The 24451-nt window shown below is 60.3% G+C and carries 17 protein-coding genes and 1 tRNA gene; 9 read left to right on the forward strand and 9 right to left on the reverse strand.

Annotated elements, in window-relative coordinates:
- Nucleotides 1–4: 4 nt before the first annotated feature.
- The 3 genes from gltB to I6A82_RS05725 all read right to left on the reverse strand — a co-directional run bounded on the left by gltB (nt 5) and on the right by I6A82_RS05725 (nt 6572).
- On the reverse strand, nt 5–4483 hold the full coding sequence (gltB, locus tag I6A82_RS05715) for a glutamate synthase large subunit (RefSeq protein ID WP_198095504.1): 4479 nt from the start codon (nt 4481–4483) through the stop codon (nt 5–7).
- A 62-nt stretch (nt 4484–4545) separates the two neighbouring features.
- Nucleotides 4546–5142, reverse strand: a complete 597-nt coding sequence (locus I6A82_RS05720) for a DUF2059 domain-containing protein (protein WP_198094102.1) — start codon at nt 5140–5142, stop codon at nt 4546–4548.
- Entirely contained in the window at nt 5139–6572 is a 1434-nt protein-coding gene (locus I6A82_RS05725; RefSeq protein ID WP_442945061.1) for an NAD(P)-dependent oxidoreductase, read from the reverse strand. Before I6A82_RS05725 ends, I6A82_RS05720 begins: the two co-directional genes overlap by 4 nt.
- A gap of 233 nt (nt 6573–6805) precedes the next feature.
- On the opposite strand from I6A82_RS05725, the gene I6A82_RS05730 reads away from it, so the two are divergent.
- Nucleotides 6806–7651: an undecaprenyl-diphosphate phosphatase gene (locus I6A82_RS05730; RefSeq protein WP_198094104.1), complete on the forward strand. Its 846-nt coding sequence runs from the start codon at nt 6806–6808 to the stop codon at nt 7649–7651.
- 25 nt (nt 7652–7676) lie between these two features.
- Here I6A82_RS05730 and I6A82_RS05735 read toward each other — a convergent pair whose 3' ends face one another.
- On the reverse strand, nt 7677–8618 hold the full coding sequence (locus I6A82_RS05735) for a complex I NDUFA9 subunit family protein (protein ID WP_198094105.1): 942 nt from the start codon (nt 8616–8618) through the stop codon (nt 7677–7679).
- 179 nt (nt 8619–8797) lie between these two features.
- Here I6A82_RS05735 and I6A82_RS05740 point away from each other — a divergent pair.
- Nucleotides 8798–8884, forward strand: a tRNA-Leu gene (locus I6A82_RS05740).
- Nucleotides 8885–9132: 248 nt separating this feature from the next.
- On the opposite strand, the gene I6A82_RS05745 is transcribed toward I6A82_RS05740, so the two are convergent.
- The 5 genes from I6A82_RS05745 to I6A82_RS05765 all read right to left on the reverse strand — a co-directional run bounded on the left by I6A82_RS05745 (nt 9133) and on the right by I6A82_RS05765 (nt 14685).
- The gene (locus tag I6A82_RS05745; RefSeq protein WP_198094106.1) at nt 9133–9801 is read right to left on the reverse strand and encodes a response regulator transcription factor; all 669 of its coding nucleotides are present in this window, start codon (nt 9799–9801) and stop codon (nt 9133–9135) included.
- Nucleotides 9798–11222, reverse strand: a complete 1425-nt coding sequence (locus I6A82_RS14690; protein ID WP_332310934.1) for an ATP-binding protein — start codon at nt 11220–11222, stop codon at nt 9798–9800. The genes I6A82_RS05745 and I6A82_RS14690 overlap by 4 nt, the downstream gene beginning before the upstream one ends.
- The gene (locus tag I6A82_RS05755) at nt 11219–13108 is read right to left on the reverse strand and encodes a potassium transporter Kup (RefSeq protein WP_232343311.1); all 1890 of its coding nucleotides are present in this window, start codon (nt 13106–13108) and stop codon (nt 11219–11221) included. The genes I6A82_RS14690 and I6A82_RS05755 overlap by 4 nt, the downstream gene beginning before the upstream one ends.
- 190 nt (nt 13109–13298) lie before the next feature.
- On the reverse strand, nt 13299–14504 hold the full coding sequence (locus I6A82_RS05760) for a tyrosine-type recombinase/integrase (protein WP_198094109.1): 1206 nt from the start codon (nt 14502–14504) through the stop codon (nt 13299–13301).
- A 10-nt stretch (nt 14505–14514) separates the two neighbouring features.
- Nucleotides 14515–14685: a helix-turn-helix domain-containing protein gene (locus I6A82_RS05765; RefSeq protein WP_198094110.1), complete on the reverse strand. Its 171-nt coding sequence runs from the start codon at nt 14683–14685 to the stop codon at nt 14515–14517.
- Between the two features lie 138 nt (nt 14686–14823).
- On the opposite strand from I6A82_RS05765, the gene I6A82_RS05770 reads away from it, so the two are divergent.
- From I6A82_RS05770 to I6A82_RS05800, 7 genes are all read left to right on the forward strand, one after another.
- On the forward strand, nt 14824–15378 hold the full coding sequence (locus I6A82_RS05770; RefSeq protein ID WP_198094111.1) for a helix-turn-helix domain-containing protein: 555 nt from the start codon (nt 14824–14826) through the stop codon (nt 15376–15378).
- 1207 nt (nt 15379–16585) lie between these two features.
- Entirely contained in the window at nt 16586–16888 is a 303-nt protein-coding gene (locus tag I6A82_RS05775) for a hypothetical protein (protein WP_198094112.1), read from the forward strand.
- Nucleotides 16889–17260: 372 nt separating this feature from the next.
- On the forward strand, nt 17261–20020 hold the full coding sequence (locus I6A82_RS05780) for a type I restriction endonuclease subunit R (RefSeq protein WP_332310935.1): 2760 nt from the start codon (nt 17261–17263) through the stop codon (nt 20018–20020).
- Nucleotides 20020–21456: a restriction endonuclease subunit S gene (locus I6A82_RS05785; protein WP_232343552.1), complete on the forward strand. Its 1437-nt coding sequence runs from the start codon at nt 20020–20022 to the stop codon at nt 21454–21456. Before I6A82_RS05780 ends, I6A82_RS05785 begins: the two co-directional genes overlap by 1 nt.
- Nucleotides 21453–22307 (forward strand): hypothetical protein, encoded by an 855-nt coding sequence (locus tag I6A82_RS05790; protein ID WP_198094114.1) that lies wholly within the window; start codon nt 21453–21455, stop codon nt 22305–22307. The genes I6A82_RS05785 and I6A82_RS05790 overlap by 4 nt, the downstream gene beginning before the upstream one ends.
- 68 nt (nt 22308–22375) lie before the next feature.
- Complete coding sequence (locus I6A82_RS05795; RefSeq protein ID WP_198094115.1) at nt 22376–23521, forward strand: hypothetical protein; 1146 nt, start codon at nt 22376–22378, stop codon at nt 23519–23521.
- Nucleotides 23518–24429: a DUF5655 domain-containing protein gene (locus I6A82_RS05800; RefSeq protein WP_198094116.1), complete on the forward strand. Its 912-nt coding sequence runs from the start codon at nt 23518–23520 to the stop codon at nt 24427–24429. Before I6A82_RS05795 ends, I6A82_RS05800 begins: the two co-directional genes overlap by 4 nt.
- The last annotated feature ends 22 nt before the right edge of the window (nt 24430–24451 follow it).

Genomic DNA, 24451 nt, shown 5'->3' on the forward strand with positions numbered 1-24451 from the left:
ACCTTCACTCCGCTGCGACCACCTCCGGCTCGCCCTCGCTCAGCGGATGGTCCAGCCGGCCGAGCATTTCCTTCGGGCAAACCTGCCAGAAAGCGCCGCGCGCGCTGTCCCAGTCCTCCAGAATGGAGGCGGCCCAGCGGCTGTCGGTTGCCGCGACATGGGCTTCGATCAGCGTTTTCAGCTGCTGTTCCCAGTGCGCGCTTTCCAGCCGCTGCCAGACGATGCTGCCGGGGTTGGCGCGCATCGGGAACACCGCTTCCGGATCGTAAACGAAGGCTATGCCGCCGGTCATTCCCGCGCCGAAATTGCCGCCGGTCTGCCCCAGGATCACGGCTGTGCCGCCCGTCATATATTCGCAGCCATTAGCGCCGCAGCCTTCGACGACGACTTCAGCCCCCGAATTGCGGACCGCAAAACGTTCGCCCGCCTGTCCCGCGGCGAAGAGCTGGCCCGATGTCGCGCCGTAAAGCACGGTGTTGCCGATGATCGAGTTTTCCTGACTTTTCAGCGGTGAGCTGACCGTCGGGCGCACGATGATGTGCCCGCCGGAAAGGCCCTTGCCGACATAATCGTTCGCATCGCCGAACACTTCGAGTCGGATGCCCTTGCAAAGGAACGCGCCGAGCGATTGCCCCGCGCTGCCGCGCAGCCGGACCTGGATATAATCATCGTCCAGAGCTTTCATGCCGAAGACTCGCGTCACCTCGCTGCTAAGCCGCGTGCCGACCGCGCGGTGCGTGTTGCGCACCGTATAGGTGAGCTGCATCTTTTCGCGCTTCTCGAACACCGGTCCCGCGTCTTTCAGCATCAGCGCGTCCAGGCTGTCGGGCACCTCGTTGCGGAAGGTGTTGATCTTGAACCGGCGATGCGTGTCCGGTGCGTCAACCTTGGCGAGGATGGGGTTGAGATCAAGATCGTCGAGATGCTCCGCGCCGCGGCTGACCTGGCGAAGGAGTTCGGTGCGGCCGATCACTTCGTCCAGGCTCGAAACGCCCAGGCGGGCGAGGATTTCGCGCACTTCTTCGGCGATGAAGGTCATGAGGTTGATGACCTTCTCCGGCGTGCCCGTGAATTTTTCGCGCAGCCGCTCGTCCTGCACGCACACGCCCACGGGGCAGGTGTTGGAATGGCACTGGCGCACCATGATGCAGCCCATGGCCACGAGGCTCAGCGTGCCGATGCCGAACTCCTCCGCGCCTAGAATTGCGGCGATCACGATGTCGCGCCCGGTCTTGAGCCCGCCATCGGTGCGCAGCTTCACACGGTGACGCAGCCCGTTGAGGGTGAGCACCTGATTGACTTCGCTAAGGCCCATTTCCCACGGCGTGCCGGCATATTTGATGCTCGTCTGCGGAGAGGCCCCGGTGCCGCCATTGTGGCCGGCAATCAGGATCACGTCGGCATGCGCCTTGGCAACGCCCGCAGCAACCGTGCCGATACCCGCGGCGGACACCAGCTTCACACAGACCCGCGCGCGCGGATTGATCTGTTTGAGATCGTAGATCAGCTGGGCCAGATCCTCGATCGAATAGATGTCGTGGTGGGGCGGGGGGCTGATCAGCGTGACGCCGGGTGTGGAGTGGCGCAGCTTGGCGATGAACTTGGTCACCTTGAAGCCCGGCAACTGGCCGCCTTCGCCGGGCTTGGCGCCCTGCGCGACCTTGATCTCCACTTCCTCGCAGGCGCCCAGATATTCGGCGGTGACACCGAAACGCCCGGATGCGATCTGCTTGATCGCGCTGTTGGCGTTGTCGCCATTGGGGCGCGGCTTGAAACGTTCGGGGCTCTCGCCGCCTTCGCCCGACACTGCTTTTGCGCCGATGCGGTTCATCGCGATCGCCAGCGTCTCATGCGCTTCCGGAGACAGCGCCCCCAGGCTCATCCCCGGGGTGAGGAAACGGCGGCGGATTTCCGTTACCGCTTCGACTTCGTCCACCGGAAGCGGTTCGCGTGCGTAATTGAATTCCATCAGATCGCGCAGATAGACAGGGTCCAGCGCGCGAACGCCCGCGGAAAACTGCAGATAACTGGAATAGCTGTCCTTCGCGACCGCGGTCTGGAGGAGGTGCATCAGCTGCGCGGACCAGGCATGCTCCTCGCCGCCCGCACGCTGCTTGTAGAATCCGCCGATGGGCAGTTTCGCCACCATGCTGTCGAACGCCAGCTTGTGCCGGTCGGTCGCGTTCAGGTGCAGCGACATATAGCCTTCGCCCGAAATCTTGTTGGGCATGCCGGGGAAGAGATCGTTCACCAGCGCACGGCTGAGGCCGACCGCTTCGAAATTGTAACCACCGCGATAGCTCGAGATCACGGCGATCCCCAGCTTTCCGATGATCTTCAGCAAGCCGTCGTCGATCGCCGTGCGGAAATTGGCGAGGCATTCTTTCAGCGAAAGATCGCCGAAGAGGCCACGGCCATGGCGCTCTGCGATGGCGGCCTCGGTCAGATAGGCGTTCACGGTGGTCGCGCCGACGCCGATCAGGACCGCGAAATAATGCGTGTCGAGACATTCGGCGGTGCGCACGTTGATCGAGGAAAAGGCGCGCAGGCCCTTGCGGACCAGGTGGGTATGGACCGCCGCTGCGGCCAGCACCATCGGGATGGCGCAGCGATCCTCGGAAATGGCCTCGTCGGTCAGGAACAGCTCGGTCTTGCCGCCGCGCACGGCCTCCTCGGCCTCGCGCCGGATGCGGGTGATGGCCGTGCGCAGCTCTTCATGGCCGGCATGCGGATCGAAGGTGCAGTCGATTTCCCCGGCCAGCTTGCCGAACGCCGATTTCAGCCGCGCCCAGTCGGCGGACAGCAGCACCGGGCTTTCCAGCACCAGCACATGATCGTTCTGGTCCTGCTCATCGAGGATGTTGGCGAGGTTGGAGAAACGCGTGCGCAGGCTCATCACATGCCGCTCACGCAAGGAATCGATCGGAGGGTTGGTGACCTGGCTGAAATTCTGCCGGAAGAATTGGCTGATCAGCCGCGGCTTGTGGCTGATGACGGCCAGCGGCGTGTCATCGCCCATCGATCCCACGGCTTCCTTCGCCTGCTCGGCCATCGGAGCGAGGATCATTTCCATGTCCTCGATCGTCTGTCCGGCGGCCACCTGACGGCGGGACAGCTCGGCGCGGTCATAGCGCGGCACGTCCGGCGCCTCGCATTCCGGTAGGTCGCCGAGCGTGCGGAAGCCCTTCACCAGTTCTGCATAAGGCTGTTCGGCGGCCACGCGGTCCTTCAATTGGCGGTCGCGGTAGAGTGCGCCTTTCTGCAGATCGACGGCAATCATTTCGCCGGGGCCAAGGCGGCCTTTTTCCACCACATCGGGCTCCGGCAAGATCACCATGCCGCTCTCGGAGCCGATGACGAGCAAGCCGTCCGAGGTGCGGCTGTAGCGCAGGGGACGCAGCGCATTGCGGTCCACGCCCGCCACCGCCCAGCGACCGTCGGTCATGCACAGCGCGGCCGGGCCGTCCCACGGTTCCATGACGCTGGCCATATATTCGTACATCGCCTTGTGCTCGGCCGGCAGATCGACCGATGCCTGCCAGGCTTCGGGGATCATCGTGAGCTTCGCCGTCGGCGCTTCCTTGCCCGACCGGATCAGTGTTTCGAACACGGCGTCGAGCGAGGCGGTGTCGGATGCACCGGCCGGGATGACCGGCTTGATCTCGTCCGAGGCGTCCCCGAAGGCGATGCTGGCCATGCGGATCTCGTGGCTCTTCATCCAGTTGCGGTTGCCGCGGATGGTGTTAATCTCGCCATTATGAGCCAGCGCGCGGAACGGCTGGGCCAGCCACCATTGCGGGAAGGTGTTGGTGGAATAGCGCTGGTGGAAGATCGCGACGCGGCTTTCGAACCGCTCGTCCTGCAAATCCGGATAGAAGACGGACAGGCTCTCGGCCAGGAACAGACCTTTGTAGACGATCGAGCGGCAGGAGAGGCTGCAGACGTAGAAATCCGCGATCTGCGCCTCGATCACCTTGCGCTCGATCCGGCGGCGGACGAGGTAGAGATCCTTCTCAAACTCCTCGAGCGTTTCCTCCTCCGGCATGGGGCCGGCGATCATCACCTGCTCGATCTCCGGGCGCGTGATCTGCGCCTTGCGACCGATCACGGACGGATCGACCGGTACCTGACGCCAGCCGTAAATGGTGTAGCCGCTGGCGATCAGCTCGCTCTCCACGATCATGCGGCACTGGTCCTGCCCGTTCAGATCGGTGCGCGGCAGGAAGATCATGCCGACGGCGAGGCGGTTAGGCAGCACACGGTGGCCGCCGTCCGCAATCGCATCGTCGAAGAAGCGCTCGGGCAAATCGACCATCATGCCCGCACCGTCGCCGGTCTTCCCGTCCGCATCCACCGCGCCGCGATGCCATACCGCGCGCAGCGCCTCGATCGCTCCTGTCACGACGCGGCGCGAAGGCTTGCCGGATACTTCGGCGACCAGCCCGGTGCCGCAGGCATCGCCCTCCATATCGAGATGATACATGCCCTCTTCGGCAATGCGGAGGCGTTCGGTTTCGCTCACCAGCTGCACGGATTCGCTCCTATTCACGACGCGGGGGTCTCCATCAGAATCGGCTGCAGCATTTCTTGTGTCAGAGTGACGGCGATTTCCTCACCTGCCTCCTCACCAGCCTGATTCATATGAGCTGCCATAGCCGGGATAAGGCTTACATATTTTCGTCCTACCGGACTGGTCACGAAACTCTTCACGCTTGCGATCTCTTCCGGCGACAATTCACGAGCGAAAAGCTTTGCCAGCCGTTCGCGAAAATCCGGGAAACGAGCCCGAAACCGCTCCGAGAACTGCTCTGCGAAACTTTCCGCGAAGCCGTTCAAGCCACCGTCATATTTTTGTTCGATCAGCGCCGCGAGTTCAGGTCCGCCCTCCTGGGTCGTGAATCCCCCCATGACGTTGTTAAACAAAAGGGGGCGCATCTGGTCCAAGGTGATTTCGAACTGTTGTTTCGTGCCGCTCACATCGACGAGCTCTCGCGCCGCGGCCAGCTGTTCCGGAGCAATAGCGTTGTCCCCGGTAGAGGCCGCGTCTTGCGCGCTGGCTGGCACCGCGATTGCCGCTAGGCTCAACGCGAATGCCGACAGGCCGGCGTGTATCGTCTTTTTGATAGTGCCGGACAGGATCATGCGGCTTCCTTCTGGATAATCTTTTTCATCTTCAGATAGCGGTGCATCGCCTCGCTCACTTCTCGTCCGTCGCGGATGGCCCATACGACGAGGCTGGCGCCGCGCACGATGTCTCCAGCGGCGAACACGCCGTCCAGGCTCGTCATCATCGTCTCATGGTCGATGCGCAACGTGCCCCAGCGGGTGACCGAGAGGTCTTCAGCACCGAACAGCACCGGCAGATCCTCCGCTTCGAAGCCGAGCGCCTTGATGACGAGATCGGCCTCCAGCGTAAAATCGCCTTCCGGATCGGGTTCGGGCGCGCGGCGGCCGCTGGCATCGGGCTGGCCCAGTTTCATGCGCGTGCCGCGAAGGGTGGTGACGCCGCCGTTCTCATCGGCTTCGAACGCGGTGGGGCCGCTCAACCAGACGAATTCGACGCCTTCTTCTTCCGCATTGGCAACCTCGCGCTGCGATCCGGGCATATTGTCCCGGTCCCGGCGGTAGAGGCACTTCACCGATTTCGCGCCTTGGCGGATCGCGGTGCGAACGCAGTCCATCGCGGTGTCGCCGCCGCCAACCACGACCACATGGCGGTTCGCGGCATTGAGGGAGCCGTCGTCATATTCCGGCACGCTGTCGCCAAAGCCCTTGCGGTTGCTGGCAATAAGGAAGTCCAGCGCAGGAACGATGCCGTCATGGCCGCTGCCCGGTGCCTTCAGGTCGCGCGCCTTGTACACGCCGGTCGCGATCAGGATGGCGTCATGCTTTTCGCGCAGCTCGTCCAGCGTGGCGTCTTCGCCGACTGCAAAACCTTCGTGGAAGTGGATGCCGCCGTCCTTCAGGCGATCGACACGGCGCATCACCACTTCCTTCTCCAGCTTGAAGCCGGGAATGCCGTAAGTGAGCAGGCCGCCGCTGCGGTCATGCCGGTCGTAAACATGCACCTCGTAACCGCCGACGCGCAGATATTCCGCTGCGGAAAGGCCCGCCGGTCCAGCGCCGATCACGGCGACGGACTGGCCGCGGTCTGGCCCCGGCTGCAGCGGCTCCACCCAGCCTTCGGCCCAGGCGGTGTCGGTGATATATTTCTCGACCGATCCGATGGTGACCGCGCCGTGGCCGGAAAATTCGATGACGCAATTGCCCTCGCACAAACGGTCCTGCGGGCAAATGCGTCCGCAGATTTCCGGCATGGTCGAGGTCATGTTCGACAGCTCATAGGCCTCGCGCAGCCGTCCTTCGGCGGTCAGGCGCAGCCAGTCCGGAATGTGATTGTGCAGCGGACAATGGACCGAACAATAGGGCACGCCGCATTGCGAGCAGCGCGATGACTGGTCCTCGGCTGCCTCGCGCGCATAGCGATCCGCGATCTCGCGGAAGTCCTGCGCGCGGGCATCGGCGGGGCGTTTGTCGGGATAGCTCTGCTGGCGATCCACGAATTGAAGCATCCTGTCACTCATGCGCGCGGGACTAAGCTGGATTAGGGCGCTTGTCAGCCACTTTCCGCGCAATAGGAAAGCATTAATTACCTAAATTGAACATTTCGAAGGGATGGAGATAATTTTATTGCGAAGCTGTGCTAGAACAACGTCCGCACCGGACCTAACATCCCGGCTGACTTTACTCGGCGCAAAGCCTAAAGCCGCGCGCGAACGCTTCTCCATCAAGCCGGAAACCGCGCATGTCCTTCATTCAAATGCTCCTGATCGCGCTCGTTCAAGGGGTCACCGAGTTTCTGCCGATCAGCTCTTCGGGCCACCTCATTATCCTGCCTTATCTGACAGGTTTCGAAGACCAGGGTCCGATGATCGATATCGCCGTGCATGTCGGTTCGTTGCTGGCGATCGTGACCTATTTCTTTCGCGATGTGGCGGGTCTTGCGCGCGGCGGCTTTGCAAGCATCGGCATCGGCAAGGCACCGCAGGAGAAGCGGCTGTTCTGGTGGATCATTATCGGCACCATTCCCGCCGTCGTCGTGGGTCTGGCGATCAAGACGGGAATGCTGAACGGCGTTTTCCAGACGATGTTCAACCTGCAGATCAAGAATGATGACCTGCTCGAATCGCTGCGTCTGACGCATCTCATCGCCGTGAACCTGATCGTCTACGGCATCCTGCTCGGCGTTGCCGACAAGTTCGGCCGCACCAACCGCAGCTTTGAAAATGTTCGTTTTCTCGACGGCCTGCTGGTCGGCCTGGCCCAGTCGCTTGCGCTTATTCCGGGCACCAGCCGTTCGGGTGTCACGATGACGATGGCGCGGACGCTGGGCTTTGCCCGCGTTGAGGCGGCCCGCTTTTCGTTCCTGCTGTCGATCCCGGCAATTGCCGGGGCAGGGGTGCTGATCGTGCCCGATCTGCTGAAGGCGGACAGCGCCCTGTTGGTCGAGGCGCTGATCACCGGTGGCCTCACCTTCCTCGCGGCCTTGGCGACCATGGTGTTCTTGATGCGCTTCCTGAAAAACGCGTCGATGATGGTGTTTGTGGTCTACCGTGTGCTGATGGGCGTGGCGCTGCTCTATTTCTTCTGAGCGAGCGCCGCCCCCTGCGGCCGCATCAGGCGGTGCGCGCCTTGCTGCTGAAGCGGCCGTGGCGACGGTACTTGATCAGATAGTCCGGCGCGATACTCGCCAACGGCTTCGGTTCGATGCCCAAATCCTGCAAGGTTTTGGCATCCTCTGCCACTACGTTGTCCTTCTTCAGCATGATTAGCTGATCGTCGGTGATCGGCGGCTTGGGAAGCCAGCGCGTAAAGAGCGCAAGGCCGAATGCGGCGGTGAAGGGTACTTCGATGAACAGGCGCTCGGCACGGATTTCATGTGCGATCCAGCGGTTCAGTTCCATCATCGTCATGCGCTCCGGCCCGCCCAGTTCGAAGGTCTGGCCTCCGAACGTGAACGGTTCGGCCACCGCACGGGCGATGGCTGCCGCGACATCCGCTGCGAATACTGGCTGGAACTTCGTGCCGGCGGCGATCACCGGCACCACCGGGCTCATGCGGATGATGTTGGCGAAACGATTGAGGAAATCGTCGTCCGGGCCGAAAATCACCGAAGGGCGCATGATGGTGGCGTTGGCAAACGCCTTGCGAACCCGCTGTTCGCCTTCGCCCTTGGTCTCGCCGTAGACGCTGTTGCTCTCCGGATCTGCGCCGATGGCAGAAACATGGACAAACGCCTTCACGCCGATCTGCGCTGCGGCATTGGCGATATGGTCCGCACCGTCACGGTTCACATCCTCGCCGCGATCGGCAAAAGCGCCGCACAAGTTGACGATCGCATCGCTTCCGCGCGCGGCCCGCAGCGGGCCATCCTTCTTGGTAATGTCGCAGGATACGAACTGCGTCTGGCCAAGGCCGCCCATCGGCTTGATGCCAACCGCGTTCGACGGATCGCGCTCGGCGATCCGGATGCGCCAGCCCGCCTTCAGCAATTCCTCGCAAACATAGCGGCCCAGGAAACCGCCGCCGCCGAAAACCGTCACCAACTGGTTCTGCATGATCGTCCTGTCTTCGTTTCTGGATGGAAGCGCTTCGGCTCCGTTCAATCTGTTCCTATACCAATCGGCAAGCGGCGCGAAAGCTCCCGCTGCCTGCAAACGCATCTTTCGTCACGCCGCAGCAGTTTCTTCCATTGACAATGCCGCGCCAGACGGTAGGACGCGCCTTCCCGTGATCAGCCCAGATGGCGGAATTGGTAGACGCGCCAGCTTCAGGTGCTGGTGACCGTATGGTCGTGGAGGTTCGAGTCCTCTTCTGGGCACCAGGGACTAGTTTGAGCATGTGCGCTAACGTGCGGCAACGTGCTGTAAATAATCCAAAAATCTGTTAGGTAGCGTTCGCGGTTGGTTGCGGACGTTCGTCTGAATTCACTGCGATTGGGGGCTTGTTTGGGGGCCGTTTTCAGCCGTAGAATTTGTGCAATCAAATAGGTTGGGCTCCCGCCTCGCTATTCCTCAATCGCATCCAGATAGCACACCGTCGCTTCATCACCCCTTTTTTTGGGTAGATCGTTCACTCGGCCAAGCGATACCCTATGCCGGGTTCGTTCAACACCAGCTTCGGATGCGAGGGGTTGGTTTCGATCTTCGCGCGCAGGGCACGGATGGCGACGCGCAGATAATCGATGTCGTGGACGTGCGCCTTTCCCCAGACTTTTTCGAGCAGCGCCGCGTGGGTGCGGATGCGCCCTCCGCCCTCGACTAGCACTTCGAGCAGAGCGAATTCGCGCGGGGTGAGCGCGATCGGGGAGTCGTTCAGGCTGGCGCGGTGGCGTGCGCCGTCGATCGTGATCGGGCCGTGACGCAGGATGCCGTCGACCGGTGCCCCGGTGCGGCGCAGCAGGACGCGTAGCCGCGCCAATAATTCGTCACCGTCGAAGGGCTTGGTGACATAGTCATCCGCGCCGAGATCGAGCGCTGCCACCTTCTCAGCCGTGTCGAGCTCTGCCGACAGCACAAGCACAGGAATGCCCACTTCGGCAATGCGGGGAATAAGTTCCAGCCCATCGATATCGGGCAGCCGCAGGTCGACGATCGCGGCCAGCGGATCGCGGTGCAGCAGTGCGAGCGCTTCGCGGCCATTCGCCGCCTCAAGAGCTTTTAGCCCGCCCCGCTCCAGCACCGCACCGAGCAAACGCCGGATCGCTGACTCGTCGTCGATCACGAGAATGGGCCGGCTCACGCGACCTCTCCGTTTCGTCCTGCGATGGGGAGGCGGAGAAGGAAGACGGCGCCGGCGTCCTCGCTCGGCGGCTCCAGCGACAGGTCGGCGGCCATTGCCTTAGCCAAGTCGCGCGCGATGGCGAGCCCCAGCCCCGACCCGCGCGCTTCGATGCGGCTCGTGACAAAAGGTTCGAAGATCGTCATGCCCAGATTGGGCGAAACGCCGGGGCCGTCGTCAGCAATGCGCAGGGTAACCGAACCGCCCTCTGCCCGGCAGGTGATCGCGACGCGGCGCTCCGCATGGCGCACGGCGTTGTCAATGATATTGCCGAGTAGATGTGCCAGCATCACGGGCTCCGCACGCACCAGCGGCAGGTCTGCAGGGATATCCACCTCCACGACGACCGGCGAACCACCCTGCGCATGCCGTCGCTCCAGTTCGGAAAGCGGATCGACCAGGTCGACCGGTTCGAGCGCCAAGGGAATGCCGGCGTCGAGGCGCGCGGACGCGAGCAAGTTTTCGCCCAACGTTCGCAGCCGCTCGACCTCCGCAGTCAGGCCGGCTTCCTGCGCGCCGGGCAATTGCGTTATTCCTTCCTTGAGAACCGTCAGCGGCGTGCGAAAATCATGGCCGAGCGCGGCCAGCATGGCGCGTCGGGTGCGCTCGCGCAGTTCGGACTCCTCGCGGCGCTGCCGTTCCGCTTGCGCGTCCAGATGATCACGGGCTTGGCCCCAATGACCTGCGATCCGGCCGAGCGCGCCGTCCGACTGGCCATTTGCGAGCGCGGCCTCGGGGATCGCAAGAACATCGTCGCCGTTGCGGCCGAAGGAAAGAAATCGGAAGTCGGCGCCGGGCATCACCTCGCTGGCATGGCCCGTCACCGCCTCGTGGTCCAGCGACCAAATCGCCGCCGAAGCGTCGAGCGGGGACAGGCCGGTTTCCTGTGCGGCGAGCCGGTCGCGCGTGAAAATACGGGCGTCGCCATAATGGCGGGCGAGAAACGCGGCCGCGCGCCGGTCCAGGTCCCTCCGGTCAGTGGCGAGCGCTATCTCGGCGAGGAATAAGGTTTCGAACTCGCTGTCCTCTGCCCGCGCCGCAGCCTCGTTGCGCCGTGCACGAAGGCCCGCCGCGAACGCCCCGGTTACCAGCGCCACCGCGACGAACACGATGAAGATGACGACATAGGTCGGCCCATCGATCGTAAAGGTATAGAGCGGGGGCAGCAGGAAAAAATTGAGCGCGATCGACGCCAGCAGCGCCATACCCGCGCCGACCGCTGCGTCGGTCCGCGAGGCGACCCATAGCACCGGCAGCAGCATCAGCAGCGCGGTGCCGGTGATGTTCAGCCCCATCAACCCGAAATGGCCGAGCGCCACGATCGCTGCGAGGCCCGCAGAGGCTAGCGCGCATTCGGCGAGGACGCGACCGGAGGCGCTCACAGCTCCACCTGCGCGCCCATCTCAACCACGCGGTTTGCGGGGATACTCATCGAGGCGAACGGGTTGGCGGCGTTGCGGTGGAGAAAAGCATAGATCGGCATCATCCAAGCCGGAATGCGCGAGCGCCTGGCCCTACGCAAGCTGTTGCGGCCGAGATAGAAACTCATGCCGCCGAGCGCCTGCATCCCGTCCCATTTGCGCCCCAGATCGCTCGGCAGATCGACCCGGTCCATATAGCCGTAGGTAAGCGTGCCGCGCGTGAAGTTCTCATTGATCGGTGTCAGCCGCAGCCGTAAGTTTTCCGGCACAGTCGGGGTTTCGGCGGTGGCGAGCGAAAGCACCAGGTTGCGGCGATGGATCACCTTCCCGTGCTTCAGGCTGTGCAGCAAGGCTGGCGGGGCTTCGCTGTCGTCCTTCGTCAGATAGACCGCCGTTCCCTCCACGGTCTGCGGCGGACGCGCGGCGATCGCGGCGGCGAAATCCTCCAGCGGGATCGCGCGCGCGCGCGCCGCCCGTGCCGCCGCCCTCTGCCCGGTTGTCCAGCAGGCGACCGCGAAGCCCACCAGCGCGGCTACGGCCAGCGGAACCCAGCCGCCCTCCGCCACACGCAGGATGTTAGCGCCGAAGAATATAAGATCGATTATCAGGAAAGGCAGGATCACCGCCAGCATCGCAGCCGTCATCCACTTCCAGGTCCGCACCAGCACGAAACCGGCGAGGATTGTTGTGACTACCATCGTTCCCGTCACTGCGATGCCGTAGGCGGCGGCCAGCGCCGAACTTGACTGGAACGCCATCACTAGTGTGACCACGCCGATCAGCAACAACCAATTGATCGCCGGCATGTAGATTTGTCCGCGCTCCTCGTGCGAGGTCTGCCGGATGCGCATGCGCGGCAGCAGACCCAGCGCGATCGCTTGGCTAGTAATCGAATAGGCGCCTGTGATCACCGCCTGGCTGGCAATGATCGTCGCCACCGTGGCCAGCACGACGAGCGGCGCACGCAGGGCCTCCGGCGGCATGTTGAAGAACCAGTCGGCATTGGCGAAGGGCTGCCCGGCGGACTGCGCCGCGGCGAGCGCGCTCAGCGCCATCGCGCCCTGACCAAGATAGTTGAGCGTCAGCGCCGGCCAGACAAAGCTCAGCCAGCCCAGCTGAATCGCGCCGCGCCCGAAATGTCCCATGTCCGCGACGAGCGCCTCGGCGCCGGTTACCGTCAGGAACACCGCGCCCAGGACAAACAGCCCGGTTGTGCCGTGGCTCGTCAGAAAACGCACGCCCCAAAGCGGGTTGATCGCATTGAGGATGGCGGGGTTGTCGGCGATATGGGCGACGCCCATCGCGGCGAGCGTGGCGAACCAGATTACGCAGATCGGACCAAACAGGCCGGCCACCTTCGCGGTGCCGCGAGACTGCACGGCGAAGAGCGCAATGAGGATGCCGAGCGCCATGGCCAGCACCACGGTGGGCGTGATTAGCGGCTCGATCGCGGCGACCGAACGCAGACCCTCCACCGACGACAACACGGACAGCGCAGGAGTGATGATTGCATCGCCGTAAAACAGTGCAGCCCCGGCCGCACCCAGCACGGTCACTATCGCAAGATGTCGTCCGCGCTCGCCATTTGCCAACGCCATAATCGAGAGCACGCCGCCCTCGCCATGGTTATCTGCGCGCGTCAGGAAGATAACGTATTTAAGCGTCACGACGATGATGAGCGCCCACAGCGCGAGGCTCAAAACCCCGAGGATTTCCGGCCGCCCAACCGACGCCCCATCCATCTGTCCCAGGGCTTCGCGAAAGGCGTATAGCGGGCTGGTGCCGATGTCGCCGTAAACCACACCGATGGCGCCCAGAGTCAACAGCGCGAGGCGCGAGTTGCGCATCTTCGGCGACGTGGTTTGAGTCGCGCTAATTTGGTCCAAGGTTGAAGCGGTCTGGGCTGCGTCTGTCATGCGACCGCGTTACGGCGGTCGCCCATGAAAATGCGCGGCGCTAAAGACAGCGCACGGCTAAAAATTGCATAAAAACCGAAGAGGTCTGCGGTGAGTTGAACGCTCTTGCTGTCTTCAGTTATTACGCTGCCCCGACGTTGCGTTCCTTGATTGCGTCCAGTTCATCGGACCACCACTGCATCATCTCCACACGTTCGTCCCAATAAGCGGATCGATTGTAGGCCGCTCTAACCGCGTTGCCGTCCTGATGGGCAAGCGCCCGTTCGATTGCGTCAGGGTTCCAGCGGCTGCTCTCGTTGAGCATCGAACTCGCCGTGGTCCGAAATCCGTGAGCCGTCATCACCCCAGCGTAGCCCATCCTCCGTAGAGCGCCATTGACTGCGTTCTCCGACAGAGGTTTCTTCGGGTTGAAACTCGGAAACACATACCTGCTGTGATCGGTCACTCCGCGCATAGAACGAATGAGGCCTCGCGCTTGACGAGAGAGCGGCACTCGGTGTTCCCTTCGCATCTTTGTTTCTGCGGAGGGGATCGTCCAGATCTCGTTGGCTAGGTCGATATTTTCCCACTTCATAGCCCGCACCTCCCCGGGACGCTGGAAGAGATGAGGGGAAAGCCGAAGGGCTCCTAGTGTAGACACCTGACCGCCGTAACTGTCGATTGCCCTCAGTAGCTCTCCCAAGGCACCTCGATCGATAATTGCGGGGTGATGCCGAACTCTTGGAGTGTAGAGTGCCCGCCTCAACGAGGGGGCAGGATTATGCTCGGCCCGACCAGTCGCGATTGCGTAGTCGAATACCCTACCGCAAAACGAGCGAAGCCGAATGGCGGTCTCTCTCCGTCCAGATCCTTGAATTTCCTGAAGCACTGAGAGTAACATTGGTGCCTTGATCTGATCGATCGCAATCTTGCCCAGTTCAGGTTCGACCAGCGATAGCAACCATTCCGTTTTGCTTCGCGTAGTTTCGCAGATCGCTTTGTCGCCATCCGCGGCGCGCTTGGCAATGAACTCCCTCGCAACGGCAGCGAAACTGTTCGCTGCTGAAAGTCTCTTCCTCAATTTGCGTGCCTGGCGCTGCTGGGAAGGATCCACCCCGTCAGAAATTGTCGCCCTCGCGGCGTCTCGCTTTTCGCGGGCCTCTTTCAGGCTGACCTCTGGATACGGGCCGAAGCTGATCTTCTTCTCTCTCCCATCGATGCGATATTTCGGGTGCCAACGTTTTGATCCGCTGGGGTTGATCAAAAGATACAGGCCCTTCTCATCCGCTAATTTCCGCTGTTTGGGCCCTGACTTTGCGCTCTCGATAGTTCTGACTGTTAACGGCATTGGGCCTCTCCTACCCGACAGGACGCTGAAGCAAGCGGTCGATCGATTCAGCAGCGATGAGTGTGCTGGCTCCGATTTTGATGCGGTCCAGTTTTCCCTCACCTATGAGTATGTAAATGGTGGTTCGGCTGAGCCCCAATGCCTCAACCACCTCGGCTATTCGGTAAGTTTTACGCTTCAATTTTTCTCTCTTAATTTTGCAATCGGTTGATCAACAAGAGGCGCGTCATTTATGACATGCATGAATATCAAATATCATACGCATCGCGCTTTTGCAAGCTGATTGACACGCATGCGTTAAAGCTGGCACGCACAAACAATGTCGAATGACTTTCCACATGCCGCAACCTCGGCAGCACGGATACTCGCTGAAGGTATAGCTCGCGCAAGAGAGGAGCGCGATCTCAGCCTCCGCCAGATCGCCAAGTTGATGGGATACAAATCGTCCGTTGTGATGAGTCACATGGCGAACGGCCGAATTCCGATTCCGATCGATCGGGTGCCAGAATTAGCGTATCACCTGCAGCTTGATGAGGCGTCCTTTCTGCGTGCGGTCGTCGTGCAGCGCCATCCAGATGTGTCGTGGCATCTGTTGGCAGAGGAGGGAGGCTTCTCCGTCGCGGACAGTCTCGCTCAGGAGCTCGAGGCTGTGCTCGGCGACAAGCTGGCGACCCTGAACGATGATCAAAGAGCAGTGATGCGAGAGGTCGTTTCAGATCGACGACCAAGGAGGCGCTGGCTATCCGTGCACGAACTCCACGCGGTCGAAATTTTGCGACAATCATTCCCGCGCATGCAAGCGCGGGGCATTTCGAGCAAGGCCTTGAACGCCTTGAGGACACTTGGTGTCGAATTTCGGGACTTAAGCAGTTGATCGATCATCAGGCGTTTGAATGGCCAGCAGGCTCGCCCAGCGCTGCGGTTGGTCGAATACCGCCACCGCCAGAGGTGCGCTGAATTGGGTTCCAAGGGTGGGTGAGACGGCGCGATGCGTCGAAAGGAGGCTAGGCTCGAATGCCCTAATTGACTGATTATTCTCAACGGTCGCCAGGATGTTTGGAGCTGTGGCAAGGCAAACTAGCAGGTGGCTGAGCGAAATTTGGACGAGAAGCCGTGCTAGAGCCGGTTTTTTCAAAATTGGCTGGCCGAGGCGCGAAAAGACGATTTCGGCGCTCTAGGGTGCGTTCTCGTGCCGAGAATGCCGAAGTTATGGACCGCGCCGCAATCGAGAACCGCGTCGCCGTGCGCTTGACCCCAAGTTCAGATCACGTCTGCCGCCACTCTGCTTTCGGTTCCGGTAATTTGCCGACCCCAACCCGAGCCCGTTACCGATGGAGACCGCACTAACGCCGGCAGCAGTTCCATGAGTCAGCCTCGCGCGCGCGTACAAGCGCTACGTGTACGTACGTAGGTAAATATATATATAATATATACCTACGGTATATGGAAAGCGCTGCTTTTTTGTTCAAAGGTTTTTAATTGCAACCTATCTAGGTTTTGAGAGCAGAGAAAATGAAAGAGATTTTGACCAGCAGATGCATGCTAGGTCACACACATGCGGAGAGAATGAGAGGCTGAAATGGGCAAGCGACTATCCACTGCGGAGTAGATAGGGCTCTGCCACCTCGGAGTGGCTGAAGCGATGGGTTGAGCTCCTTTTTCCGCGGGCTGAGAAAGCGTCCGATAAAAGCTCCTATAACCAAGCGGATGCCGTCTTTATGAGCAGCACGGTCGGGGCCTCAGCCAATCCTCTAGGCTCGCTCAATTGGTGCCTGAATGCGAGCCGTTACGGTCAATGGCACCGGCTATTGAACGGTATACGAGGGCGTGTTTCGCGCGGTATGCAGGTCTATGCAAAATTGTCTGATCTCCGGGTTAAGATCGATCAGCTTGAGCCAAGCTAGCACTTCTCACGCTCTCTGGTCTCGCTTCGCTTCCTCATACCTCGACGACTTACCAGTCTAATTGAATGGCTTCGACGCTCGTGACCCGCGACCCGCTTTCCCACTCTTTGCCACCCGCAATCGCATTCTGAACCAAATATACTCTGATCACTGTCAACAAAAAGAAAGTGATCTGACATGAAGCTGTTTTTCACACGCAACAAAGACCATCGCGTCGTGCCGGTATTCGCTCGAAGTAAGCAGAAGGCTCTTGAGCTCGTCTCGCTTTGGCGCATTGCTAATGGGGAATCTCTAGAACCGCCTGTGGAACTGTCCGAGTATGAAATCATCAACCGAGGTGAAGACCCGTTCCGAGATGAAATAAAGGAGGCGCTGAAGATCGAGGCTTCCGGGATCGGCACATATAATCGGGAGGACGGCTGGAAGATCATTCCGCCGGGTGAAGATGAGTCTATTTGGCCGCCCTATAGCGATTGGTGATTGCTACAAGTTGACGCATGTTGCCACCTCGAAGACGTTTGGGTTGAGCGTCAAAAAGCATCTTTGATGAGAGAACGAGCGCGCGCGTGTTCTGGGGCCTACACATGATGTCGACCGACGCCGCGAGAAACCTGCCTTCACGCACCTGAGCATCAGGTGCGTGAAGTTGCAGCTCGCAACTTATCGATAGTGGGTTAAATCACCTAGGCGGTGATGTTCATGTTTGGATATCGCCGCCGATATCAACTTAGCGCAAACTGGTAAGCAGGTATGAGCTTTACTCGAACCAGTAATCCTTTTCGCGGCAAACACCCCTTCTTCGGATTGCGCCGCCCTGTTGCCTATCAGCGCATTCGCAGGCAAAGCTACGACGTGGCGGGGAGTGAAGCACTAGCGCGTAAACAGATTGACCAGCTGCTGAGCGCGGCTGGTTGGGTGCTGCAGGATCGCGACGAACTAAACAAGACTGCTGCACTCGGCGTGGCCGTGCGCGAGTTCCCACTTCCTTCCGGGGCTTGCGACTATCTGTTGTTCGTCGACGGTAAGGCGGCTGGCGTGATCGAGGCCAAAAAAGCGGGTGCGACGCTCAGCGGCGTTGCCGATCAGTCCGACAAATATATGAGCGCACTGCCGCCATCGCTTGCGCGATGGAAAGACATACTCGTCTACGATTACGAGAGCACTGGCAACGAGACTTTCTTCCGGGATCTGCGTGACCCAAAGCCACGCTCGCGCCGTCTGTTTGCCTTTCACAAGCCGGAGACTTTGTTCTCGTGGCTCCAGCAGCCGGACACGCTCCGCGAGCGCCTTCGCGCCATGCCGCCGCTCAATGAGACTGGTCTACGGGATTGCCAGATCGATGCGATCCGCGGCCTCGAAAAATCGCTCGCGGACGACCGGCCGCGTTCCCTCATCCAGCTTGCCACCGGCGCCGGCAAGACCTTCACGGCCTGCTCCTTCTCGCACCGGTTGATCAAGGAAGCGGGGGCCAAACGCATCCTGTTCCTGGTCGATCGCAACAATCTAGGCGACCAGACGCTGAAGGAGTTTCAGAACTTCCACCCGCCGGGCGCGGCGAACCGGTTCACCGACACCTACATCGTGCAGCATCTGAATTCGCATCGGCTGGACCCGGACGCGAAGGTTGTCATCACGACGATCCAGCGGCTCTACTCGATGCTGCGGGGGCGCGAGCTCGACGTTGAGGACGAAGAGGAATCCGGTTTTGAGAAGTGGGATGGGCTCGGTGCCGAGCAGCCGCCAGTCGAATACAATCCCGATATCCCGATCGAGACGTTCGACTTCATTGTCACCGACGAATGCCATCGCTCAATCTACGGCCTCTGGCGGCAGGTGCTCGAATATTTCGACGCGACGATCATCGGTCTCACCGCCACGCCGTCAAAGCACACGCTGGGTTTCTTCAACCAGAACCTGGTGGCCGAATACCCCTATGAACGATCGGTCGCCGACGGCGTGAACGTTGGCTACGAAGTCTATCGCATTCGCACCCGCGTGACCGAGGAGGGCGCCACGCTGGAGGGCCAGCCGGGCTTCCCAGTCCCAGTGCGCGACAAGCGCACGCGCAAGGTGCGGTATGAAGAGCTGGACGCCGACCTCGAATATACGGGCAAGGACCTCGACCGGTCGGTCGTCAACCCCAACCAGATCCGCACCGTGCTCCAGACCTACAAGGACCGGGTGTTCACCGAGCTATTTCCCGGACGCACCGGCGAATGGCTGCCTAAGACGCTGATTTTCGCCAAGGACGATGCCCATGCCGAGGAGATCGTGCATCAGGTGCGTGAGGTGTTCGGCGAGGGCAACGATTTCGCCAAAAAGATCACCTATCGCAACACCGGTGAAAGCCCCAAGGAGCTTATCAAGGCGTTCCGCGTCGATCCCTTTCCGCGCATCGCCGTCACCGTCGATATGATCGCGACCGGCACCGACATTAAACCTGTCGAGGTGCTGATCTTCATGCGCGACGTGAAGTCGGAGGGCTATTACGAGCAAATGAAGGGTCGCGGGGTGCGCACGATCCCCGATGCCGATCTGAAGGCGGTGACGCCGGATGCCGAGACCAAGACTCGCTTCATCCTGATCGACGCGGTGGGCGTGTCGGAAACCAAGAAGAATGCGAGCCAACCGCTGGAGCGCAAGCGCGGCATCAGTTTCGAGAAGCTGATGGAGCAAATCGCCATGGGCGGGCGGGACGAGGATGCCCTGTCCTCGCTCGCCGGGCGTCTGGCGGCGCTCGATCGCAAGCTGGGGGACGAGGACCGGCGGCGCATCGCCGACGTTACCGGCGGAAGCAGGCCGCGCGACTTGGCGAATGCGCTGCTCGACGCGATCGACTCCGACAAGCAGCAGCAGGCGATCAGCGCGGAACACGGGCCCATGGCGTCGAAGGTTCAAGAAGATGCCGTTGTCCAGCGGCTCGCCGACGCCGCCTGCAGCCCCTTCGACAAGCCGGCGGTGCGCAATCTTCTGAAGGACATCAAGGCGAAGACCGATATCGTAATCGACGAGATCACGACCGATACGGTGATCAGCGCTGATTTCGATCTTAAGCGGTCGGAAGAGACGATCACCAGCTTCCGGCAGTTCATCGACGACAATCGCGACGAGCTCACTGCCTTGCAGATTCTCTACAACCAGCCGCTGGGGCGGCAGAAGCTAACCTATGCGGGGCTACGCGAACTGGTGATCGCGATGGCCGAGAAGCCGCCTTATCTCACCACCGCGAATGTCTGGCAGGCCTACAAGCGGCTGGACGCAAAGCGGGTGCGCGGCGCGCCGGTGGACGCGCAACTGACCGAGGTGGTCAGCCTGGTCCGCTTTGCGCTAGGGCAGGTGGACACGCTGGAACCCTTTGCCAGCGTGGTCGAACAACGCTTCAACCTCTGGCTCGGCCGCGAGAAGAAGGCGGGGCGCAATTACACAGCCGAACAGGAGGAATGGTTGCGCGGGATTGCAAGCTTCATCGCGGCCAATGCGGAAATCACACCGCAGGATTTCATGGAAGCGCCGGGCCTGTCCGACAAGGGCGGAATCCTGAAGGCGCGCGAACTTTTCGCTCCGCGCTTCACCGAGACGCTTGATGAGCTTCAGACAGCGCTGGTGGCGTGATGGAAGGTGATGAGGTTCCAGCGCAGTGGGGATGGTCCACGATTAGCGAAGTTTGTGAGACGATCTTCGGTCAATCACCCCCATCCTCGTCGTATAATCAAAAAGGGAGCGGGCTACCCTTCTTCCAAGGAAAGGCTGAATTCGGGGCTCGATATCCGACGGTCGTCAAATGGTGCACCAAGCCGACAAGAGAGGCCAAGGCTGGTGACATTCTGATGTCCGTGCGAGCTCCCGTGGGACCTACAAACATTGCCAAAGAACATTGCGCGATCGGACGTGGTCTTGCGGCGATTCGACCGTTAATCGATCGCGGATTTGTTGAGTATTGGTTCAAGCGCACTGAGCAGGACCTTGCCGCCCAGGGAACGGGGACAACCTTCAGTGCGATTACAAAGCGAGTCCTAAACAATCACGCGATACCCGTAGCTCCGCTTTTCGAACAGGAGCGCATCGTCGAAAAGATCGAGACGCTGTTCGCCGAGCTCGACAAGGGCGACGAGGCGCTACGCGAGGTGCAGAACCTGCTCGCGCGCTACCGCCAGTCAGTCCTGAAAGCCGCCGTCACCGGAACCCTAACCGCCGACTGGCGCAACGCCAACGGTCCGCCGAGGGAAAGCGGCAAAGACCTGCTCGCCCGCATTCTGAAAACCCGCCGCGGAACCTGGCAGGGACGTGGCAAATACATGGAGCCGGTGGAGCCGGACACCGACGGTCTGCCGGAGTTGCCGATTGGGTGGGTGTGGGCATCCATGGATCAGCTTCTCGGACACCTGACGAGTGGCTCGCGTGATTGGAAGCAGTATTACGGGGAAGGAACCGGCACATTCATCATGGCGCAGAACGTGCGTCCCATGCGCTTTGATCTGACCGAACGCTTCCTTGTGAACCCACCGCCGGGCAGTCCTGATGCCGTGCGCAGCCAAGTTCGCTTGGATGATCTATTGATTACCATCGTCGGCGCGAACACCGGCGATGTTTGTCGTTTCCCGCTCGATGTCGATGAGCACTATGTTTGCCAGAGCGTAGCTTTAATGCGGCTGGTTGAGCCAGACTTGAGCAGGTTCGTTGAACTGTATCTTTCAGGCAAGGGTGCAGGACGCGATCAGCTGGAAAAGCATATTTACGGTGCGGGGCGTCCACACTTGAGCTTTGAGCAACTTCGCTCGATTGCGGTTCCGTTACCTCCGAACGATGAACGCGAGGAGCTGATGGGAATCGTGAACGAGACTTTGTCGAATCTCGATCACGTTCGGTCCGCATGCAATGCTGAAGCGAAGAGATCAGCTGGGCTGCGCCAATCTGTTCTCAAGGCAGCCTTCTCCGGCAAGCTCGTGCCGCAGGATCCGTCCGACGAACCGGCCGACAAGCTGCTGGAGCGCATCCGCACGGCTCGCGCTGAAAAGCCCAAAGCCAAACGCAAAAAGGCGTCGGCATGAACCAGCGACTTCCTTCAATTGGTCGAGGCGCCATTGCCGTCACTTGCGACTTGCTGGAATGCGTTAAAACCAACGCCGAGATCGAGGGGCTATTGTTGGAATATGGCCTTTCAGATCACATCGAAAGCGGTGGATCGATCGCGAAGACCGTCTTGAGCATCAAGAAGTTTGCGGTCTCCAATTCTGCTCATATCGTCCAGACCGACTATGGGCCAAAGACCTTGTCGGTTGCCTTGATCGATGCCGCAATCCAGCTAGCGGGGCATCGAGGGGATCTGCCGCTCTGGGACAAGCTCGAACGCTATCTGAACCTCGATGGCTATGCCCTTCAGAAGCAGGTCACGGCTGGCAGGTTCGGGGACGACGTAGTGATCAAAGGCATCACGATAGCAATGCCGGGCTTCGTCGCATTGCCGGAAGCGGTGAGCGAAGTTGATCAGCTCTTGGAGCGATATGGGCTGAATGTCGCGCAGACGCACCTGTCGAGCGCGAAGGAAAACATCACTCAAGAGGACTGGGAAGCCGCAAACAGCCAATGCCGCACCTTCCTCGAAGCACTAATTGATGGCATTGCCGATCTGCTCTTTCCCGACAAGGCTGCGCCTTTGCCCGGTGGGTTGTCGAAACGGCAACTACTGGCGAAGCACGGTTTCCTCTCTCGCGAGAAACACGAATTCGGCGACGGCAATGGGCAGACGTTTCTCCCTGGCCTTGCGAAGCTCCTGCATCCTGATGGTGCGCATCCAGGCATATCGACGCAGCACGATGCGATGTTCCGGCTACAGCTGGTCGTAGTGACAGCTCGCTGGCTTCTCAAACGTTTAGAGGCTGGAAGGCCGACGGTGAACTAGATGAGCGACCTGAAGCTACCCCAAGCACGCTTCGATAGGCCGCATGAACTGACGACGCGAGCAGCGACATGAATTTCGCCTTTCTGTACAATAGCGACGATCCGTCGTTGATCGGCAACTATTGCTACGATTTTCGCGAACTCGTGCTCAACACCGGCATCTTGCAAAAATGTGACCGACCGATGCGCTTTGCAGAGGGTGACATCACGACGTTTGGCCACTCGCGGACCTATGAAGAATACAAAGCCCTGACCTTGCGGGTAGTGCAGCCGGTTTCGACTCAAATGCTGCTGGAACGTAAGATGGCCGACCTGCTGCCGAATATCACTGTGGCAACGATGGCATTTCAAAACATGGACACCGAGACCGCTGAAGCGCTGCATTGCGCCCTGCTGGAACATGAATGTTACCTTGGGGTGGTCGATGTGGAATTTTCTCTTCCTGAACATCTCGCGATGTTCCGAAATGCATTATGTGAAAATGGCCGCTTCAACGGTCGGTCCGTCAGCCTGTTTTATAGCATGGGCGATCTTGAGAATTCGGAAGACACCGATTTTCTTGATCAGTTGTCAGCTGCTGGATTTAACGCGACCTATGTCGATACGGGCGCGCGACGCACCATTTTCGATGATTTCGACACACTGGAGCACTTTCAGCGGATCCACGATTTCGCCATTCTCTTTACGACCGAGTTGGCAATTCCAGAACCAGAGGTATCGAATTTTTGCCACGCTTTGGAAGAAGTGCAGCCGAGGCTATTCGAGACCCTGTTTTCTGCCGGCAAAGCGCTGCGCAACGCCTCGACAGCTGACGAGGTTGCACAGGTCGGGTTAGCATGCAGGAGGTTTTTAAAGCTCCTGACAGACGCTTGGTTTCCAGGGATCCCCAAGGCGAAGTTTGGAACGAGGGACGTCACTGACGGCCACGTGAAAAATCGGTTTTGGGCGCACTTGGAAAAAAATGTCGGCTTGTCTGGCACTACCCTGACGGAGCACGGCAAACGGTTCGATGCGCTCTGGGAACAGGCATCAAAGTATCTTCACGAGAATGATCCGAGAGCGGACGAGGTAGTCGATTTATTGCAGCAGGTTATGTCGCTGGTGTCGGATGTCATTGCTCTCGATTTTGAAGCGGCGACGCGGCCCTACACGGCATATGAGGGATCAATCCGCTCCTTCTGGAAAGACGTTGTAGCGGACAGGGAGGCACCATGAGCGACCTCAAACTTTTCCAAACCCAAGCGGGTGCAATGTGCGAGCTCGAAAGCTCATCAGCGCCGCTGGAGAAAGGTCTCCAGACACAATTCGAGACCAATCTCGATACGCTGCTCGGCGTGCGGTTCCTCGCCAGCGAATACGCAACCACCCATGGTGGGCGCATGGACACGTTGGGTATCGACGAGAATGGCTACCCCGTCATCATCGAATACAAGCGCGACCGTTCCGAGAACGTCATCAATCAGGGGCTGTTCTATCTCGACTGGCTGATGGACCACCGCGGCGACTTCGAGATCCTCGTGCGCGATCGCTATGGAAAGCAAGCCGCCGAAGCGATCGAATGGAGCGCCCCACGACTGATTTGCATTGCGGCTGACTTCACGAAATATGACGAACACGCCGTCAAGCAGATGGGCCGCAACATCGAACTGGTGCGCTACCGCAAGTTCGGCGACGATCTCTTGTTGCTAGAACTGCTGACAGCCGTGTCTGCCACGACCTCGTCCAGCACAGCGGTCGTGGCTGGTAACGGCTCCAAGCCCCGCAAGGACAAGACAGTGTCCGAGTATATGCAAGACATGGGGCCGGAACTGGCCGAGCTGTTCGCAGATGCCGAAACCTATCTGCTGGGTCGTGGGGATGACGTGACGAAAAAGGTCACGCAGTTCTACCTCGCCTACCGCCGCATCAAGAACTTCGCCTGCGTCGAGGTGCGGCCCACGCTCAACCAGCTCAAGGTGTTCCTGAAGCTCGATCCCGATATGGTCGAGCTGGAAGAGGGTTTTTCACGCGATGTGCGCAAGATTGGCCATTTCGGGACCGGCGATCTCGAACTGACGATCGGCTCGCACGACGACCTGGAGCGGGCTAAACCGCTGATCCTTCAATCTTACGAGGAAAGCTGATGCCGATCACGTCGATTGGAGC

Origin of the sequence: Novosphingopyxis sp. YJ-S2-01, from assembly GCF_016093175.1 — a bacterium.
Lineage (GTDB): Bacteria > Pseudomonadota > Alphaproteobacteria > Sphingomonadales > Sphingomonadaceae > Novosphingopyxis > Novosphingopyxis iocasae.

Coding starts and splice junctions, on each gene's coding strand:
- I6A82_RS05775 (WP_198094112.1), top strand. CDS start 16,586: ATGAAGCTGTTTTTCACACGCAACAAAGACCATCGCGTCGTGCCGGTA.
- I6A82_RS05790 (WP_198094114.1), top strand. CDS start 21,453: ATGAACCAGCGACTTCCTTCAATTGGTCGAGGCGCCATTGCCGTCACT.
- I6A82_RS05800 (WP_198094116.1), top strand. CDS start 23,518: ATGAGCGACCTCAAACTTTTCCAAACCCAAGCGGGTGCAATGTGCGAG.
- I6A82_RS05755 (WP_232343311.1), bottom strand. CDS start 13,108: ATGCGCAACTCGCGCCTCGCGCTGTTGACTCTGGGCGCCATCGGTGTG.
- I6A82_RS05795 (WP_198094115.1), top strand. CDS start 22,376: ATGAATTTCGCCTTTCTGTACAATAGCGACGATCCGTCGTTGATCGGC.
- I6A82_RS05760 (WP_198094109.1), bottom strand. CDS start 14,504: ATGCCGTTAACAGTCAGAACTATCGAGAGCGCAAAGTCAGGGCCCAAA.
- I6A82_RS05720 (WP_198094102.1), bottom strand. CDS start 5,142: ATGATCCTGTCCGGCACTATCAAAAAGACGATACACGCCGGCCTGTCG.
- I6A82_RS05735 (WP_198094105.1), bottom strand. CDS start 8,618: ATGCAGAACCAGTTGGTGACGGTTTTCGGCGGCGGCGGTTTCCTGGGC.
- I6A82_RS05725 (WP_442945061.1), bottom strand. CDS start 6,572: ATGCTTCAATTCGTGGATCGCCAGCAGAGCTATCCCGACAAACGCCCC.
- I6A82_RS05730 (WP_198094104.1), top strand. CDS start 6,806: ATGTCCTTCATTCAAATGCTCCTGATCGCGCTCGTTCAAGGGGTCACC.
- I6A82_RS05770 (WP_198094111.1), top strand. CDS start 14,824: ATGTCGAATGACTTTCCACATGCCGCAACCTCGGCAGCACGGATACTC.
- gltB (WP_198095504.1), bottom strand. CDS start 4,483: ATGTATCATCTCGATATGGAGGGCGATGCCTGCGGCACCGGGCTGGTC.
- I6A82_RS05785 (WP_232343552.1), top strand. CDS start 20,020: ATGGAAGGTGATGAGGTTCCAGCGCAGTGGGGATGGTCCACGATTAGC.